This window comes from Wolbachia endosymbiont (group A) of Longitarsus flavicornis (assembly GCF_963931955.1).
GTDB lineage: Bacteria > Pseudomonadota > Alphaproteobacteria > Rickettsiales > Anaplasmataceae > Wolbachia.
The window spans coordinates 1,407,644-1,423,280 of the sequence record NZ_OZ008337.1 but is presented as its reverse complement, the minus strand read 5'-3'; the positions used below and the strand labels follow the sequence as shown (position 1 = coordinate 1,423,280).

Below are 15,637 nucleotides of genomic sequence, written 5' to 3'. Positions count from 1 at the left end.
ATGCTGGAACAGCACTGCAAAATCTGTTGATGTTTCAGCGGTATATAACGGTAAGATAAAGAGCAGTATAAATATAATCAGCTTCATCATTTAAACAGCATCAACAAAAGTAAAATTACCTTCCACATACTGTACATCATCACTATCTTCCAGCTCTTCAACCAATGCAGATAATTTATCAATCAACTCTTTATCGCTAATTTCAATCAGATCTTTTGGCTGCCGTGAAAGACGAGCAAGTTCTGGTTCTCCGAATTTTGCATAAAAGGCATCGCGTACTTTACCAAAATCTTTTATTTCACAAGTTATAACGTGTAATCCTTCTTTGTCATTTTCCTCAACATTCAATACTTCTAATTCGATTCCATGACTGAATAAATCATCAAAATTCACACCCTCTGCTTTATAGACGATTAAGCCTACATGATCGAAAAGGTAACTAACACTTCCTGTTTCTCCTAAATTTCCACCTTTACGAGAAAAGATATAACGTACCTCAGAAGCAGTACGGTTGCGGTTATTAGTCAAGGCATGGACAATGAGTGCAGTGCCAGAAGGCCCATGACCTTCATATTGTATTTCCTCGTAATTTTCTCCAGCAACGTTACCAGTTGCATTTTTTATTGCTGTTTCTATTTTATCTTTTGGTAGATTTTCCTTGCGTGCAGCAAATATAGCAGAGCGAAGGCGCGGGTTGAGTTCGGGTAGCCCTTGCTTTGCAGCAACTGCTATTTCTCTAATCAGCTTCGTAAATTTTTGAGAGCGCTTTGCATCCTGAGCACCTTTCCGGTGTTTTATATTTGAAAATTGTGAATGACCAGCCATATTCAAATAGTTAAAAATCTAAATTATATATAAAAGCATAGAAAAAGCTAAAGCAAATTTTCAAGCCTCCGGCTTGGCATCTTGCAGGTTTTCTGCTAATAACATACTTTCATACTGCTCAGCTTCTAAGTCAAGGCCAATAGCTGAATGGGCTGCTATTAAATAGTTAATAGATTTAGAAAAATATTTAGAATCCTTATAGCTTGCCATATTCTGGAAACGCTTAATTGCTGCTAAATATTCACCACGCCTCAGGTAAAATTTACCGATAGAATACTCTTTTGTTGATATATGCTCTGTGATTAGCTTTGCTTTCTCCTTTATCTCGTCTACATATTCGCTGCCTGGAAAGAGATTAATGTACTCTGTAGCCAGCTCTAAAGTTTTATATGCAGTTTGCTGTCCAAGTTGCACTTTATTAATTTGCATGTAATAAGATAATACTCTTAAGTAGTATACATATGGTAAATCTTCACCATTTGAATAAACATATATATAATCATCCATATCACTTGCAGCACTGCTATAGTTACCCATATTATAGTGAGAGACCCCAGATAATAATTTTGCTTTCATTGCCCAATAAGAAAAAGGATACAAATCCTCTATCTTATGAAATGCCCTAATAGCTTGTTTATATTTTTTCTGGTCAAAAAGTTCAACTGCTTCTTCATATAGTTCAGTTTCAGTTTTTTCAAGATCATCCGCATACGATTGTGTAAAGGAGCAAATTAGGAAAATAAAGCACGTGATTAAAGTCTTATACATAAGATTTTTTTCGATCAAAATAAAGTATAGACCTAAATATTACTTAAATAAATAAATTTCTTAGGCAATAGCCGGTCCTTCTTCTTTATAACTACGGTCAGAACTACCTGCATTTCTTGATTCACCTCGTCCTTCCACTTTTGGATCTTTCAGCGTCTTACTGTAGGAATGTATAGTTAAGACCTGTACAGCCATAAAAATTGCAATACCTATCAAGCCTAAAGTAGGTCCAACAGCAGGATTTAAGGACGATGCTAATGCCATTAACATTATCCTTCTTATTAAAAATATAGAAGAACCAGCAAGCGCCAATCCGGCTACAGACATATTGCTAGTTTTCTTGCTAGATTTCTCATCAAGATCAGACTTTTCTGTTTCCTTTTTCTTATTTTTTTCATGCTTATCAATATAAGAAACAATAGTTACAAGAAAAGCAATTGCATTGGCAAGAAATAAAATTGCATCCTCTGCTGCTTCAAGTGAAGATGTTTCACCCATTATCATACCTACAATAACCAGTGCAGTTGTTATAGCCTCAATATAGATCAAACACTGACCTATATCAGAAATATTGTGCTCTTTTTCCTTTACTTCCTCTTCATTTTCAATATTTTTCAACTCTCGTTCTTTTTGTGCTATTTTCCTATTATTGTAAATTAAATATAGCGTACAAATAAGAGATAGGACCATGAAAGGTAATATAGTGTGGCTTAGCACGCCACTTATCACGCCAAGTAATACCTGATCGCTACATATTTTTTCCAGTTCAATAGCCATAAATAATGCAAATGGAACCATTGTTACCAATGATGCACATTGTCTATATAGCTCTCTTTTTTTTAGTGTTAATAGCTCTTGTTCTAGCCTTTCTCTTTTGACTTCTTTATCAACTGTTGGCCAAAAATCCCAAAAAAACTCTTCTAATGGTTCAAAATCTCTTTTTTTCTTATTCTTTCCTGGAACCTTTTTGGTAGAAGAAAATTTGCCACTAGGTGTTTTCATAATATTAACCTAATTAGTTGTAAGTTAATACAATTATACACCTTTTTGCTTTCTGAGTCAATATCACTAAGATATTAACTACTCTTGTCTATTAACTATTTCCTAGGAGATTTAATCAATCTATTTGATGCCGGCTAGGATATAATTATAGCCTGACCACACAGTTATAATAGCTGCAACCCATAAACAAATCGCACCTGTATATTGAATCATATAATAATCGTTCATTATTAGCGCTACTACAGCAACCATCTGCAAAAATGTTTTAATTTTGCCAGCTTTGCTTACAGGTAGACTAACATTTGTAGCTATCAAAAACTCCCGCAAACCCGAGACTAATATCTCCCTACAGATGATGATAATCGATGGTACTATTGTAAAATCATTTATCTTCTGCTTATAAACTAGCATAATTATCGTTGAAACCACTATTAATTTATCAGCAATTGGATCAAATAGCTTGCCAAACTTTGATTGGACTTTCCACGCACGCGCCAGGTAACCATCAAAAAAATCCGTAATGCACGCAAATACAAAGATTGATATTGTTATCAGGCCTGCATATTTATTTTCTATATAAAAACTTAATATTATTGCTGGTACTGCAAGCGCACGAGAAATTGTAAGCAAATTAGGCACGTTTTTCTTAAGCATGTAATACCATTCTACGTAGTAGGTAAACTTATACAGAAGTACACCAGAGTTCACAAGCTAATAGTTTACAATTGAACATTTATAAAAACTCCATATACTTAAAAAATACAAGCTTAAAATATAAGGATGTAATGATGAACGATGATTTAGATAGTACCACAAAACAAGAGGCACTTAATTATCACAGTAGAGGTGGTAAACCTGGTAAAATTTCAATCATGCCAACAAAACCTTTATCTACCCAGTATGATTTGTCACTTGCTTATTCCCCTGGCGTTGCAGCTCCGTGCCTTGAAATAGCTAAAAATCCTGAGGTTGTTTATGATTATACGGCAAAAAGCAACTGTGTTGCTGTCATTTCAAATGGCACTGCAGTGCTTGGACTTGGTAATATCGGTCCTCTTGCTTCAAAACCGGTCATGGAAGGCAAAGCTGTTTTATTTAAGCGTTTTGCTGATATTGATGCAGTAGATATAGAAGTTGATACAGAAAATATAGAAGATTTCATCAATGCAGTAAGATATCTTGGACCAAGTTGGGGAGGAATAAATTTAGAAGATATAAGATCTCCCGATTGTTTTATAATAGAGAAACGTCTGAATGAACTGATGGACATTCCAGTATTCCACGATGATCAGCATGGAACTGCAGTAGTTGTTGCAGCTGGTATAGAAAATGCTCTTGATATTGTCGGAAAGAAATTAGAGGACGTTAAGATCATCATGAATGGTGCTGGAGCAGCCGGTATTGCATGTTTAGAAATACTAAAGTCCATGGGTGCTAAAAATATAGTGCTGTGTGATAAGCAAGGAGTAATATACAAAGGTAGAAACGAAGACATGAATGAGTGGAAGGAAAAGTATGCAATTGATACTTCCGAACGTTCTCTACTTGATACAATAAAAGGCGCTGATGTATTCATCGGACTATCTGCAAAAGATGTGTTAAATGAAGAGATGTTAAAGAGTATGGGCAAAGACCCGATTATTTTCGCTCTCGCCAACCCCAATCCAGAAGTAAGGCCTGAGTTTGCAAAATCTGTGAGGCCAGATGCAATAATCGCAACTGGTAGGTCAGATTACAACAACCAAGTCAACAACGTAATGGGATTTCCTTACATATTTAGAGGGGCGCTTGATGTACATGCAACAACAATAAATAATGAGATGAAAATTGCAGCTGCAGATGCAATAGCAAAGCTTGCCCGTGAGCCAGTACCAGGTGAGATATCTGCAGCCTATGGTGGTCGTAAAATGAGCTATGGGCATGAATATATAATACCTACTCCATTTGACCCAAGATTAATTTCTATAGTATCTCCTGCTGTTGCAAAAGCTGCAGTTTACTCAGGTGTTGCAAGAAAGGCAATACAAGATTGGAGCAAATATGAAAATCAATTAAAATCTCGCCTTGCTAGTGCACTCAACACGCTGAATCTACTATCTTCACAACTATATAATCAATAATTCAATTGCACCCAGTCGTTTTAGATTTATAATGAAAGTATTGTAATTTAAAGCAAATCAATGACTATTGCAATTCACGAATTAGAGAGGATCATCAAACAATCGTTCCCCGACGCTGATATAAAGGTTCATGACCTTGCTGGAGATGATGATCATTATCATTTAAAAATAACCTCCAAGCGCTTTCTTGGAAAGACAAAAATAGAACAGCATAAAATGGTACATAAAGCTCTGGAAGGTCAGTCTATACACGCCTTGCAGCTAGAAACTAATACTTAAAAATAAGGTGAATTTATGAGCAATTTTGAACAAATAAAAAAAAATATAGCAGAAAATGATGTAGTATTGTATATGAAAGGCACTTCTGATTTTCCTCAATGTGGATTCTCTGGACTCGTTGTGTCAATCCTTAAAAAATTGAATGTGAAGTTTAAGTGTATTAACGTATTGGAGAATGATGAAATACGTGAATCTATAAAAAAGTTTTCTGATTGGCCAACAATTCCACAATTATATATAAAGGGAGAGTTTATCGGTGGCTGCGACATAACCCGCGAGATGTACGAAAAAGGTGAATTGCAAAGCTTATTAAAAGAAAAAAAAATTATTGCGGAATAAGTACCAAGAAACCAGTACCCAGGTATCTGTTCAGACAATAGACTTCTTTCAAAATTGTTAGAGGGAGTGTAAGAAGAAGTATTTGAAAGCATGAAATATAAGGGAATAGAAAAGTTTCGACATTTAACAGGGGTAAAAAAAGCAACATTTGAGCAAATGGTAGAAATTCTAGAAGTGGAGGATAAAAGAAAAAAAGCTAGAAGAGGAAGAAAAAGTAAACTTTACATAGAAGACAGGCTACTTATGGCACTGGAATATATAAGAGAATATCGTACATAAAATCTAAAAAAATCGATGATCTTGCTAAAGGAGTAGGTGCTGAAATTCTTTATCTTCCTCCATATTCTCCAGATTTCAATAAAATTGAGCATCATTGGTTTGCTATAAAAAACAGAGCCAGGAAAAACATTCCTCTATTCACATCTTCTTGTCATGCTGTTGATTATGCTTTTTTATGATTTGTTCTGACTATTATGGAAAGAGCTATACAATATCATCTTTAGAAAGAAAATCTACAGTTCTTTGAAGATCGATGTTGATCATTGGTTGCGTTCTTACAATGAGACAAACGGGTAAATATTGCTATCCTATGCAAACTTTTCTTGATAGCAAATATATTGCTTTTCAGAAAAATATTAGTAGCATTAAACAACAGTCTGATATTAGTTTTGACTACCTCAATTCTTCTGTCAGTTAATTCATCACTGTCAGATTAAGTCTTGTCTTTTACACTCCCACTTATTTGAACATTTCCCCTCAATTTATATTGAAATACCTTTCTTAGTATCTTTTTCTTGTTGTGACTCAGCAACCTGTTTAGCCCAATCTAGTGGTCTTTTATTTCTGTTAGCTAATGCAATTCTATTGCGATCATAACCATCAGTGTGTTCTGTTAAAGTATCTTTTCTTTCTTCTTCTATTACTCCAACTTCCAGTTGTATCTTATTTTTTTCTAGCAATTTATATAGTTCGCTATTTTTATCTACGGTTGGACTAGTGTCAGCATTTTCTCGTTCTGCCACTGTTTTTTCTAACCACTTACGTATAGGGTCATATTGTTTACCTTCTCCTATCTTTTCTAAAACGTTTTCTGAGAATGAATCTTTAGGAATATTTTCTTTAGTAGCCTGTTGTGCCGGTTCTCTTAACCCTTTATCCAATGCTTCTTTTAACTCACTCGTATCTCCGATTTCTTTTGGTTCAATGTTTTCTAAGCTCTTCTTTAACTGCTCAGGATTTACTTGAGATTGTTCATGATTGGCATGAGTTGGAGATGAATAGCCCGAATCATTTGTTTTTACATCTGTTGAACTGTCTTTTAGCAATCCATCTTCTCTCAAGCGTTTTTTAGTTTCTTCACTAATCTGACTCTGATCAGCCGGTTTTAACCCGAGATTTTCTTGACCTAATGTATTTTTAAGTTCTTCAAATAGAGTTAGATTAATATGTTCTTCTAATTTCCTTCCTACCTGTTTTAAATCTGTTTGAGGTTTACTATCACTACTAGTTGGAGATATATAACCTGAATCACTTATACTATTTGGTGTTGAAGCAGAGACATTAACGGTTGGACCTTCCACTGTTTTTACATCTGCTAAATTGTCTTTTTGCAACCCATCTTCTTTATCTTGTGACAGTTTATCAGTAGGATCAACTTGCCTTAATCCTCTATTATCTTGCTGTGATCTATCTCTGATTTCTTTAAGAAGATTTTCAGGTGGAGTTTGGTTACTTTGTTCAATGTTCTCTAAGCTCTTCTTTAACTGTTCAGGATTTACTTGAGATTGTTCATTATTGTCATGAGTTGGAGATGAATAGCCCGAGTCACTTTTATTATTGAGTGCTGTAGCAGAGAGCGGCTGTTCACTTTCTTTCCACTTAACATCACTAGCATCTTGGTTATCACTGTTATCTGGAGAAGATGAATAAGGAATTCTGTCCTTTAATGTTTCTAACGGTGATGGGTTATTTTTTCTACTTCCTGCAATTGATGCTTTTCTATCATCAACATCAGTGTGCCTTAAGTTGTTTTTCTTGAAATTTCTGATGTCTTGTAATAGATCGCCTTTGCTATTTTCTTCTTGTTGCTGGGTTTCAGGTTGTTGCTGATTATTAGGTGTTTGCTCACTTCTATCTGGTTTTTGGCTTCCAGGTACAGCATGTCCAAATGTAGGATTGTCATACTGTTCATCTTCTTGCCTATTATCTTGGCTTACGGATTTGGTGAAAGTAGAACTATCTGAAGAATCAGAAGTTGCATCTTTTTGCTGACCATTAGGTGTTTGCTCACTTTTACCTGATTTTTGGCTTCCACTCCCTTGCTCATCGAAAACATCTTTTTTGAGTGAACTAGTTCTAAGTGGTGGCAGCGGAGGGGTCTGAGACCCAACTTCTCGATTCATATGAGCAGCTTGAACGCTAACATCTCTATTAACATCAATTCTTGTTGTAGTTTCAGATGATAGCTCGTTACTGTCTTTATTATGTTGCATCTCATTCGCTTTTCCTTGTCCTTTTTCCCTGAATTGTATTTCATGCAAGAATAAACCACCTATTTTTACGTCTTTATTTGCTTTTAGCTGATCTTCAGTAACGCCATTACCTTCAATAAGTTTCACACCTTCTTTATCAATATCGACTTTAATAGTACACTTTTCCCCATTTACATACCAATTTAGCGTCATTTCACATGAACCATCGGTTACGACATAATGTCTTATTTTTTTCCCTTCTTCCTCGGCAACAAAACCATGCATTCCGCTCTTTCCATCACTATGCAACGTTGAAAATCCCGAGATTCCATTCTTTTCACAAAAATCACTATTTAAAAATTCGCTGATTTTAAACTCTTTTTTGTTATCTCCCAGCGTAATACTTGCGTGATTACCGTATATTGAAACTCCTGCAACATCATCAACATACTCTTTCAACCTTTCTTTAACTTCACTTTCAAGGTCTTGTCCAGCTTTCTTTGTCTTGTCGCATTCCTGAAGAATAACTCCATATGCTTTATTTTTGTTTTCTTCTTCGTCCCAATTCCAGTTGGCGTGTTTTGTTAAAAACTTTACTGTGTTAAAATCAACTCTAGCATTATAAATTGGGTCGTCTTCCTTTTTTATTTTATCAAATAAAGGAAAAATTTCTTGAATGCGCTCATTATAAATGTGTTCTTGTTGTGTATCGTTAGTGTTCATATACCCCTCACTAATAACCCTCTGCCTTTAGTTCTAGCTAATACTAGCTAATATAATTATCACGAGCATTGGTTGAATTTTTATTAAGGAGGTTGTGTTGTTACTCAGATGGCAACTTTTAATTGGCACCTAATTTCAAATATCTGTCACTCATAGTAAACACTTCTGGATCTTGAGAGGTTAGCTTGAGTATAGCGAGTATGTTGATAAACAACAAAGCAGCGATCGAAATATCAGCAACATCCCATAGCAATTGAACTTTACCTATCGCACCAAGCGGAATAATCAAGGTAAAAATTACAATCCAGATTTTAGTGTATTTATTATCCATAGACACATAGCGTATTGTCTGTTTTGAGCAAAAAAACCAAGTAAAAATAGTAGTAAAAGCAAAACAAAACATTATGGCCATAATTAAATAGTCAATATAAGGCCAACTCATTGCCTTTCTAAAAGCAAATATGCACATGTTAGTGCTCTCTAAATCAGTAATCCAAGAATCTGTGACAAGCAGTACCATTGTTGTAATAAACACTATAAATGCAACTATAAAAGGCGATATTATTGTAATTAGACTCTGCTCAATAATAAATTTATTATTATTTTTCTTAGGAACAATTGAAGAATGTACGATTCCTTCAAGGCCAAGCCCTATATCTGTTGCAAAAATACCTCGCAAAGTTCCAACTTGAATAATAGTCAACATTTCTAAAATCAAACCTAAAGATAAACCAGAGTTAAAGCTACTAGTTGTAAAAAAACTGCTTGTTATTAGTTTTAGAGAAGGAAGAATATTTTCACTAAATTTAAATAATATGATACCGCAAAGTGTGAGGTAACTTACCGTCATTATCGGTATCATAGCCGATATAAAAATTTTAATTTTTTTTAAGCTGAGAACTGCAACAACAAAAAATATTATGGCCATTACAATGCCACCAATGACTACAGGCACATCTATCATGTTAAGTGGTATTGATAGAGAATTTACCTGAACAAGGTTACCAACTGTTATTGAAACCATCATCATGATAACTAGAAAGACAATTGTGGCCTTCCTAGAGTTAAACGCATCAGTCATGTAGGCTACAGGGCCACCTATAAACCGTCCGTTCTTTTCCTTTCTGGTTTTTATACTTAGATAACAAGTGACATATTTTATCACAGAAGTGATAACAATAATTATTGCCATCCATAAAATAGAGCCCGGTCCTCCGGTTTTTAGAGCAACAGCAGTTCCTGAAATATTTCCTACTCCTAAATTTCCCCCTAAAATTGTAAACAGAGCGGCTATAGAAGAAAATTTATTTTCTCCTTTTTTAGCTCCAAGGAGTGAAAGGGCGTATGGTAATCTAAATACCTGTAGCCATTTTAGTTTAATCGATAGGTAAACACCAGCGATTAACATAAGTAATATTGTTGGCAGTAATAAAACAAACTTTACTATATCCATTTACATACTAAAAGTGAGTGTTTTGACTTAAGTATACATACAAAAGTTGAAAATACCTAACCTATTTTCTATGTATGACTTCGTTTCTGTTATCCAAGCAGCTGACACTAGAACCAGTTTTCCGTATCAAAAATTTTTATTTTAACACAATACTAGCTGCTCTCATACTCAGTTTTTAGTCAAAGTCAGTATCAAACTCCACAGAGTATTTTTCCGCTTCTTTCTGCGCTCTGTTCGCAATGATATGTAAAGGGCAGAATTGCCCTTTACATAATTTTACCCAGAATTTAACGTCAGTTGAGAACTATACAAAGTCTATAGGTTAATGTGGATGCCTTAGAACCCTTGGCAAGAATCAAGTAGCTAGCATCGAAGTAATCGTATTAAAAAAAGAAGATATTGAATATCTTCTTTTCTTGTTGTGATTAAAGATACATTGGATCTTGAGCGTGTATTTCATCTGCCATAGATGATAATTTTAAGCTCTCATCAAGGAGATTATTTGCACTAGCTGCTAATTTCTCACTAAGCGTTGGTGTTTGTGAATGAGATGGGGACCTCACAAACAAATCACACTTGTGTTTGCATAGTGCCTCAGTGACCGAAGTCCATGAATCTCGTTCACATGCTCTGTGGCAATCGTGATGTGGATTGACTCCCTTCCATTCCAATGAAGGCAAGTTTTGTGTAGATTTTACCATAATATACTCCTTAATTAAAAAATTAACATAATTTTAACATATAAGTATTAATATTATACTAATACTAGCATAATTACTTTTCAGAGATATAGCTTTATGATACCTTTTGAAAAAACTCATGCCTTTTATTGTTTGATCTGTAAATTCTTTATTGAAAAATTCAGGAAAATGCTGTATAGTTATTGGCAAATTTTATGGCAGATTCAAGGGTTAATGTAACCTTCGATCCAGAAATTTCACAACACCTTATTGAACTAACTAAAGCCACTAAACAATCTGTTCAAAAATTAGCAGGAATAACATTTTTAAACTATTGCGTAATTATCACTGCCTTACTCGCCCCCTGAGAACTCTATTTTTCATACCACTCATTTATAAGTTTATTGATATCAAAATCTATAAAATCCTTTAATGGTTGCCTGATTTTTATCTCAACATTTTTAGGGATGCACCTATCTTTACATATCGCATAATTTATATGGAAGTTAAGGTCAATATACCCTTGATTTGAAAACACATTCATCTTAAAGGGAAATAACACCATGTCCTCATATACGTTACTGATAAATACCTCTCTTCCTACTTTATCTCTATGTTTTTTTGGAGTAGGCCAGTAAATATCTATGTTTAATGTGTTACCCTTGCAATCAAAAGAAGTGGGAAAACCGAAATCTCCAGGATCTTTATAATATATGTGCCAGCCTGGTTCTACTGTAACCTTTATTGCACCTTTAAGAGTGAGACTTGCTTCATTTATCTCGCCAATAAGTAAATCAAATTTTGCAATTTCCTCGTCAGCATATAGTTGAGCGCAAGAAAAAAATAAAAACAATATTAAATATATATATATTTTCATTAAGGTAAGTTTCTCCTTTTATAGAGAAAGTGATTTAGATTTTAATTATTATATTTAATAGTATTATATAGATTATTTATTAACATAGCATTATTCTAATATATACAACTGTAATATAAATGGGTGAAAAGAATAAGTCATTGTGGAAAACACATATAGCTAAACTGACTTAGATTTACCGACAATTTGAAAAACCGTCATTCCGCTACTAGTTAGCGGAATCTATGCCAAGATATCGCGGTGGTATGACGTTTTCTTGGGTTAGCTATAGACAACCACAATATAAAGGAATGAAACGGATGCAAACAGTAGTGCATTTCTGCACCAAACGTATTACCTTTAACGAATAGTAAAATGTGAGATTTTTTGGAACTACCGTGGAGCAATTGCTCCACGGTTTCATTCTACTTAGAATCCACCCATGCCACTCATTTCTCCTGCACCCATAGGAGATGAAGCATTTTCTTTGCTTGGTACATCAACTATCATAGATTCAGTAGTTATCAGCACACTCGCAACAGATACCGCTGTTTCAAAAGCAATACGCACCACTTTTGCTGGATCAATCACACCAGCTGTAAACGCATTAGCATAATTCATAGCCTCAACGTTGTATATAAGCTCTTTATCATTCTGCTTAATCAAATAGTCAATTATAACAGCAGATTCAAGACCAGCATTTTTGACTAACCTTCTAATTGGAGCACTGAGAACTTTCTTGATAATGTTTATGCCTATTTGCTCTTCGTCACTTGCACCTTTTAATTTGTCGAGAACAGATGAAGCATAAAGAAGCGCAACTCCACCACCTGGAACTATGCCTTCTTCAATCGCAGCTCTTGTTGCATGCAGCGCATCTTCAACTCTATCTCTACGTTCTTTAACTTCCACTTCAGTTGCTCCACCAACTTTTAGCACAGCAACGCCACCTGATAATTTCGCTAAACGCTCTCTTAGCTTTTCTTTATCATAATCAGAAGTTGAAGTTTCAATTTGAGATTTAATCTGCTCGATTCTAGCTTTCACACTGTCAGAATCGCTATTTTCGCTGATAACTGTGGTATTATCTTTAGTAATTTTAACATTTTTAGCAGTACCAAGATCATCAAGTATCAGATCTTCCATCTTGATTCCAAGTTCATCTTTTATGACGTACTTAGCACCAGTCAAAGTTGCTATGTCTTCGAGCATCTCCTTTCTTCTGTCACCAAAACCTGGAGCTTTTACTGCAGCAACTTTTAAACCACCACGCAATTTATTGATAACTAAAGTGCTTAATGCTTCACCTTCGATATCCTCTGCAATAATAACTAAAGGTTTACCAGATTTAACAACAGCTTCAAGAATAGGAAGTAAAGGTTGAATAATATTTAATTTTTTCTCTGTAATTAATAGATAAGGATTATCAAGCTCCACGATCATTTTTTCATTATTTGTAATAAAATACGGAGAAAGATAACCGCGATCAAATTGCATGCCAGTAGTCAGCTCAACTTCTAACTCTTTTGAACCTTTACTCTCTTCAACAGTTATTACACCCTCTTTTCCAACTTTTTTCACGGAATCAGCAATACTGTTACCTATATCCTTATCACCATTTGCAGATATTATTGCAACTTGTGCCACTTCGTCTATTTTCTCTAGAGAAATTGTACGAGACATTGACGTAATTTCCTTTAATATTACATCTTTCGCCTTCTGTATTCCGTTTTTAATACCAACACGATCGTTTCCAGCAGCAATTGATTTTGAAGCTTCCATTATCATGTTGCTAGTTAGTATTGAGCACGTTGTTGTACCATCACCAACTTTGTCGTTACATTGAGAACAACTTTGGGCAAAGATGCTTGCTATTGCAGCATTTAGTGGTTTTTCAGGCTTGATACCCTTCATTACCTTATAACCGTCTTTTGTGATTTCCGGTGCACCATAGGGCTTATTAATCCCTACTGTTTTTCCTCTAGGTCCCGCAGTTATTGCCACCGTTGAGTCTACCATTGCTGCGACTTCACGAAAGGCTTCTTGCAACTGCTCACCTGATACTACTACATTAGTCATTTTTATCACCTCTTGTTAATAAAAAATTTAGAAAACTATAATAAAATTACTTACAATGCACTATGTCGTGCTTTGTTTTAGTTTAGTAAAATAAAGACTGCTATTTAATGACAGCAAGTATATCGGACTCTTTCATCACGATAAGCTTTTCATCATTATGTTCTATTTCTGTACCAGCCCATTGACGATAGAACACTTTATCACCAGCCCTTACAGTTAAAGTTACGCGTTCGCCATTTGAGTTGCGTGAACCTTCACCAGTTGCTATGATTTCACCCTTAGTAGGTTTCTTTTCAACACTTGATGGAAGCATAATTCCACCTTGCTTTTCCTCGCTAATAGGCTTGATCAGCACGCTATCATCTAATACATTTAAATTTACATTTGACATTTGCTTTTCCTCTCAACAAATTAACCTATAACTTTATATATATACTCGTAAGTTAGATTTCAAGGGCTGGAGTTTGTAAAATATGTACACCATATAAAATATGTACGCCAAAAGCAGTTTCTATAAAGAGCCTAATGTTATATAATAAAATTTGGATTTATTTATAGAGATTTCATGAGTTATATACCATTCTTAAGTCGTGGTGTGATAGTGCTATATGGGCCTGACACTAGAGATTTTCTGCAGGGTATTATAACCAATGATATTAATAAGTTGGATAGCCAAAAAGCCATTTACTCTTTATTGCTTAGCCCTCAGGGAAAATATCTATATGATTTTTTTCTTATTGAATATGGTAAATACACCCTCTTAGAGTGCGAAAACATGCACTTGCAGCAAATAATCGAGAAACTGGATTTGCTTAAAACTTACTTGAGAGTGAAAATTAAAGACGTTAGCGCACTATATAAGGTTGGAGTTTTGTTTAATACTAAGTCAACGGAGTGTAGTAGTGAGTCACAAGTTATTTTTCAAGATCCAAGGCACAAACTGCTAGGAATGAGGATCATACATAAAGATGAAATGAAAGAGCCGGTTGGGGATTTTACTCAGTATGAAAAAGTTAGAATTCAAAATCTCGTTCCAGATGGAGCGAAAGATATGGTGCAGAATTCGTCATTTCCGCTGCAATTTTTAATCGATAAAGTAAACGGTATAAGCTTTAATAAGGGGTGTTATATAGGTCAGGAAGTCGTAAATCGAATGAGCAGACAAGAAATATTCAGAAGAAAACTTTACCTTGTTGAGGGAGATAACGCACTTCCAGATATTGGCACTAAAGTGACAAATGAAAATAATGAAGAAATAGGGGAACTGCGCTCTAGTGTAGACAACATTGGACTTGCATTGCTTAATACTGGAAAGAGCCATGCAAATTTATATGCTGGTAGGGTCAGGTGCGTTAAAACGTTGAAGTCTTAAGGTAGCTCATATAGAAACGAAAAACTTCCTTGACAAGTTTCGCCAGCGCCCTTATCATGGTACTGAAGCTATTTATTTATCTTCTCTGTACAGATTAAATGACAAAAAAACTCACGTATCTGGCGTCTCATGTTTAATTTTTTGCACTATGTGCACCTTATGTCTTTATAAAATTTCTAGGTTTTTACCTAATATAAGCTAAAATGCGCTTATAAAGCATTTAAAACATAAAAAAACGCCAACTTAAAAAATGGATAGTGAATAACTAGCTACCCTAGGGTTTCTTTTGCCTTTTTTTCTGTTTAGTAAATTTCTTAAACATTTATGACTAAAGGTTAGTTGCATTAAAAAGCAGCTAAATCGCGGTTATTAAGCGTTTAGAATAAAAAAACGCCATACTTGAAAGTATAATGTAAGTAATTAGCCAACCACGGGGCTTCTTTTGCCTTTTTTTCATTTGGTAAATTTCTTAATATTTATACGGAAGGTGTCATTCCAGCGCGTGACGCTGGAACCCCAAAAAAAGGAGCACTGGGATGACAAGAGGGGGCACTGCCCTCTTGGATGGAAACCAGTGTCAGCTACTTTCATGACATCATCATAAAGTAAAATGAGATCCAAGTAGTCAGGGCACTGGGATGACAAGAAGAAGGCACTGGGATGACAGGAG

At 34.9% G+C, this 15,637-nt stretch carries 16 protein-coding genes and 3 pseudogenes; 9 read left to right on the top strand and 10 right to left on the bottom strand.

Features of this window, described 5'->3' with window-relative positions; translation table 11 throughout:
* Window positions 1-90 precede the first annotated feature (90 nt).
* The 4 genes from AABM58_RS06855 to pgsA all read right to left on the bottom strand — a co-directional run bounded on the left by AABM58_RS06855 (window position 91) and on the right by pgsA (window position 3,249).
* The gene (locus AABM58_RS06855) at window positions 91-825 is read right to left on the bottom strand and encodes a YebC/PmpR family DNA-binding transcriptional regulator (protein ID WP_338406742.1); all 735 of its coding nucleotides are present in this window, start codon (window positions 823-825) and stop codon (window positions 91-93) included.
* 60 nt (window positions 826-885) lie between these two features.
* Entirely contained in the window at window positions 886-1,593 is a 708-nt protein-coding gene (locus AABM58_RS06850; RefSeq protein ID WP_338406741.1) for an outer membrane protein assembly factor BamD, read from the bottom strand.
* A 60-nt stretch (window positions 1,594-1,653) separates the two neighbouring features.
* Window positions 1,654-2,595, bottom strand: a complete 942-nt coding sequence (locus tag AABM58_RS06845) for a hypothetical protein (protein ID WP_338406740.1) — start codon at window positions 2,593-2,595, stop codon at window positions 1,654-1,656.
* A 120-nt stretch (window positions 2,596-2,715) separates the two neighbouring features.
* Window positions 2,716-3,249, bottom strand: a complete 534-nt coding sequence (gene pgsA / locus AABM58_RS06840) for a CDP-diacylglycerol--glycerol-3-phosphate 3-phosphatidyltransferase (RefSeq protein WP_338406739.1) — start codon at window positions 3,247-3,249, stop codon at window positions 2,716-2,718.
* A 134-nt stretch (window positions 3,250-3,383) separates the two neighbouring features.
* Between pgsA and AABM58_RS06835 the strand changes: the two genes are divergently transcribed.
* The 6 genes and pseudogenes from AABM58_RS06835 to AABM58_RS06810 all read left to right on the top strand — a co-directional run.
* Window positions 3,384-4,715 carry a malic enzyme-like NAD(P)-binding protein gene (locus tag AABM58_RS06835; protein WP_338406910.1) on the top strand — a complete coding sequence of 444 codons (1,332 nt, stop codon included), beginning with the start codon at window positions 3,384-3,386 and terminating at the stop codon, window positions 4,713-4,715.
* 60 nt (window positions 4,716-4,775) lie between these two features.
* Window positions 4,776-4,994, top strand: a complete 219-nt coding sequence (locus tag AABM58_RS06830; protein WP_338406738.1) for a BolA/IbaG family iron-sulfur metabolism protein — start codon at window positions 4,776-4,778, stop codon at window positions 4,992-4,994.
* A gap of 15 nt (window positions 4,995-5,009) precedes the next feature.
* Complete coding sequence (grxD, locus tag AABM58_RS06825; protein WP_338406737.1) at window positions 5,010-5,333, top strand: Grx4 family monothiol glutaredoxin; 324 nt, start codon at window positions 5,010-5,012, stop codon at window positions 5,331-5,333.
* Window positions 5,334-5,423: 90 nt separating this feature from the next.
* Window positions 5,424-5,609: pseudogene (locus AABM58_RS06820) on the top strand (IS5/IS1182 family transposase); the annotation flags it as partial.
* Window positions 5,610-5,611: 2 nt separating this feature from the next.
* A pseudogene (locus AABM58_RS06815) lies at window positions 5,612-5,791 on the top strand (transposase); the annotation flags it as partial.
* 22 nt (window positions 5,792-5,813) lie between these two features.
* A pseudogene (locus tag AABM58_RS06810) lies at window positions 5,814-6,030 on the top strand (IS481 family transposase); the annotation flags it as partial.
* 64 nt (window positions 6,031-6,094) lie between these two features.
* Here AABM58_RS06810 and AABM58_RS06805 read toward each other — a convergent pair.
* The 3 genes from AABM58_RS06805 to AABM58_RS06795 all read right to left on the bottom strand — a co-directional run bounded on the left by AABM58_RS06805 (window position 6,095) and on the right by AABM58_RS06795 (window position 10,681).
* Window positions 6,095-8,527: a hypothetical protein gene (locus AABM58_RS06805; protein WP_338406736.1), complete on the bottom strand. Its 2,433-nt coding sequence runs from the start codon at window positions 8,525-8,527 to the stop codon at window positions 6,095-6,097.
* A gap of 118 nt (window positions 8,528-8,645) precedes the next feature.
* Entirely contained in the window at window positions 8,646-9,980 is a 1,335-nt protein-coding gene (locus AABM58_RS06800; RefSeq protein WP_338406735.1) for an alanine:cation symporter family protein, read from the bottom strand.
* A 425-nt stretch (window positions 9,981-10,405) separates the two neighbouring features.
* A complete protein-coding gene (locus AABM58_RS06795) occupies window positions 10,406-10,681 on the bottom strand; it encodes a hypothetical protein (RefSeq protein WP_264736122.1) in 276 nt (91 codons plus the stop codon).
* A 194-nt stretch (window positions 10,682-10,875) separates the two neighbouring features.
* Here AABM58_RS06795 and AABM58_RS06790 point away from each other — a divergent pair, with 194 nt between their 5' ends.
* On the top strand, window positions 10,876-11,028 hold the full coding sequence (locus AABM58_RS06790; RefSeq protein ID WP_338406734.1) for a hypothetical protein: 153 nt from the start codon (window positions 10,876-10,878) through the stop codon (window positions 11,026-11,028).
* A gap of 5 nt (window positions 11,029-11,033) precedes the next feature.
* Here the strand turns inward: AABM58_RS06790 and AABM58_RS06785 are convergent, their stop codons facing one another.
* The 3 genes from AABM58_RS06785 to AABM58_RS06775 form a co-directional block, all read right to left on the bottom strand.
* Window positions 11,034-11,537, bottom strand: coding sequence for a protein-disulfide reductase DsbD domain-containing protein (locus AABM58_RS06785; protein WP_338406733.1), 504 nt, complete (start codon window positions 11,535-11,537; stop codon window positions 11,034-11,036).
* Window positions 11,538-11,945: 408 nt separating this feature from the next.
* The gene (gene groL, locus AABM58_RS06780) at window positions 11,946-13,595 is read right to left on the bottom strand and encodes a chaperonin GroEL (RefSeq protein ID WP_338406732.1); all 1,650 of its coding nucleotides are present in this window, start codon (window positions 13,593-13,595) and stop codon (window positions 11,946-11,948) included.
* A gap of 100 nt (window positions 13,596-13,695) precedes the next feature.
* The gene (locus AABM58_RS06775; protein ID WP_151807579.1) at window positions 13,696-13,986 is read right to left on the bottom strand and encodes a co-chaperone GroES; all 291 of its coding nucleotides are present in this window, start codon (window positions 13,984-13,986) and stop codon (window positions 13,696-13,698) included.
* 174 nt (window positions 13,987-14,160) lie between these two features.
* Between AABM58_RS06775 and ygfZ the strand changes: the two genes are divergently transcribed.
* Both ygfZ and AABM58_RS06765 read left to right on the top strand, forming a co-directional pair.
* Window positions 14,161-14,967 (top strand): CAF17-like 4Fe-4S cluster assembly/insertion protein YgfZ, encoded by an 807-nt coding sequence (gene ygfZ, locus AABM58_RS06770; RefSeq protein ID WP_338406731.1) that lies wholly within the window; start codon window positions 14,161-14,163, stop codon window positions 14,965-14,967.
* Between the two features lie 457 nt (window positions 14,968-15,424).
* Entirely contained in the window at window positions 15,425-15,571 is a 147-nt protein-coding gene (locus AABM58_RS06765; protein ID WP_338406730.1) for a hypothetical protein, read from the top strand.
* Window positions 15,572-15,637: the final 66 nt, after the last annotated feature.

What these genes read in the sequence shown, in the direction of transcription:
- pgsA (WP_338406739.1), bottom strand. Translation starts at nt 3,249, where the DNA reads ATGCTTAAGAAAAACGTGCCTAATTTGCTTACAATTTCTCGTGCGCTT.
- AABM58_RS06830 (WP_338406738.1), top strand. Translation starts at nt 4,776, where the DNA reads ATGACTATTGCAATTCACGAATTAGAGAGGATCATCAAACAATCGTTC.
- AABM58_RS06800 (WP_338406735.1), bottom strand. Translation starts at nt 9,980, where the DNA reads ATGGATATAGTAAAGTTTGTTTTATTACTGCCAACAATATTACTTATG.
- ygfZ (WP_338406731.1), top strand. Translation starts at nt 14,161, where the DNA reads ATGAGTTATATACCATTCTTAAGTCGTGGTGTGATAGTGCTATATGGG.
- AABM58_RS06785 (WP_338406733.1), bottom strand. Translation starts at nt 11,537, where the DNA reads ATGAAAATATATATATATTTAATATTGTTTTTATTTTTTTCTTGCGCT.
- AABM58_RS06850 (WP_338406741.1), bottom strand. Translation starts at nt 1,593, where the DNA reads ATGTATAAGACTTTAATCACGTGCTTTATTTTCCTAATTTGCTCCTTT.
- grxD (WP_338406737.1), top strand. Translation starts at nt 5,010, where the DNA reads ATGAGCAATTTTGAACAAATAAAAAAAAATATAGCAGAAAATGATGTA.
- groL (WP_338406732.1), bottom strand. Translation starts at nt 13,595, where the DNA reads ATGACTAATGTAGTAGTATCAGGTGAGCAGTTGCAAGAAGCCTTTCGT.
- AABM58_RS06845 (WP_338406740.1), bottom strand. Translation starts at nt 2,595, where the DNA reads ATGAAAACACCTAGTGGCAAATTTTCTTCTACCAAAAAGGTTCCAGGA.
- AABM58_RS06855 (WP_338406742.1), bottom strand. Translation starts at nt 825, where the DNA reads ATGGCTGGTCATTCACAATTTTCAAATATAAAACACCGGAAAGGTGCT.
- AABM58_RS06795 (WP_264736122.1), bottom strand. Translation starts at nt 10,681, where the DNA reads ATGGTAAAATCTACACAAAACTTGCCTTCATTGGAATGGAAGGGAGTC.
- AABM58_RS06805 (WP_338406736.1), bottom strand. Translation starts at nt 8,527, where the DNA reads ATGAACACTAACGATACACAACAAGAACACATTTATAATGAGCGCATT.
- AABM58_RS06835 (WP_338406910.1), top strand. Translation starts at nt 3,384, where the DNA reads ATGAACGATGATTTAGATAGTACCACAAAACAAGAGGCACTTAATTAT.
- AABM58_RS06775 (WP_151807579.1), bottom strand. Translation starts at nt 13,986, where the DNA reads ATGTCAAATGTAAATTTAAATGTATTAGATGATAGCGTGCTGATCAAG.
- AABM58_RS06790 (WP_338406734.1), top strand. Translation starts at nt 10,876, where the DNA reads ATGGCAGATTCAAGGGTTAATGTAACCTTCGATCCAGAAATTTCACAA.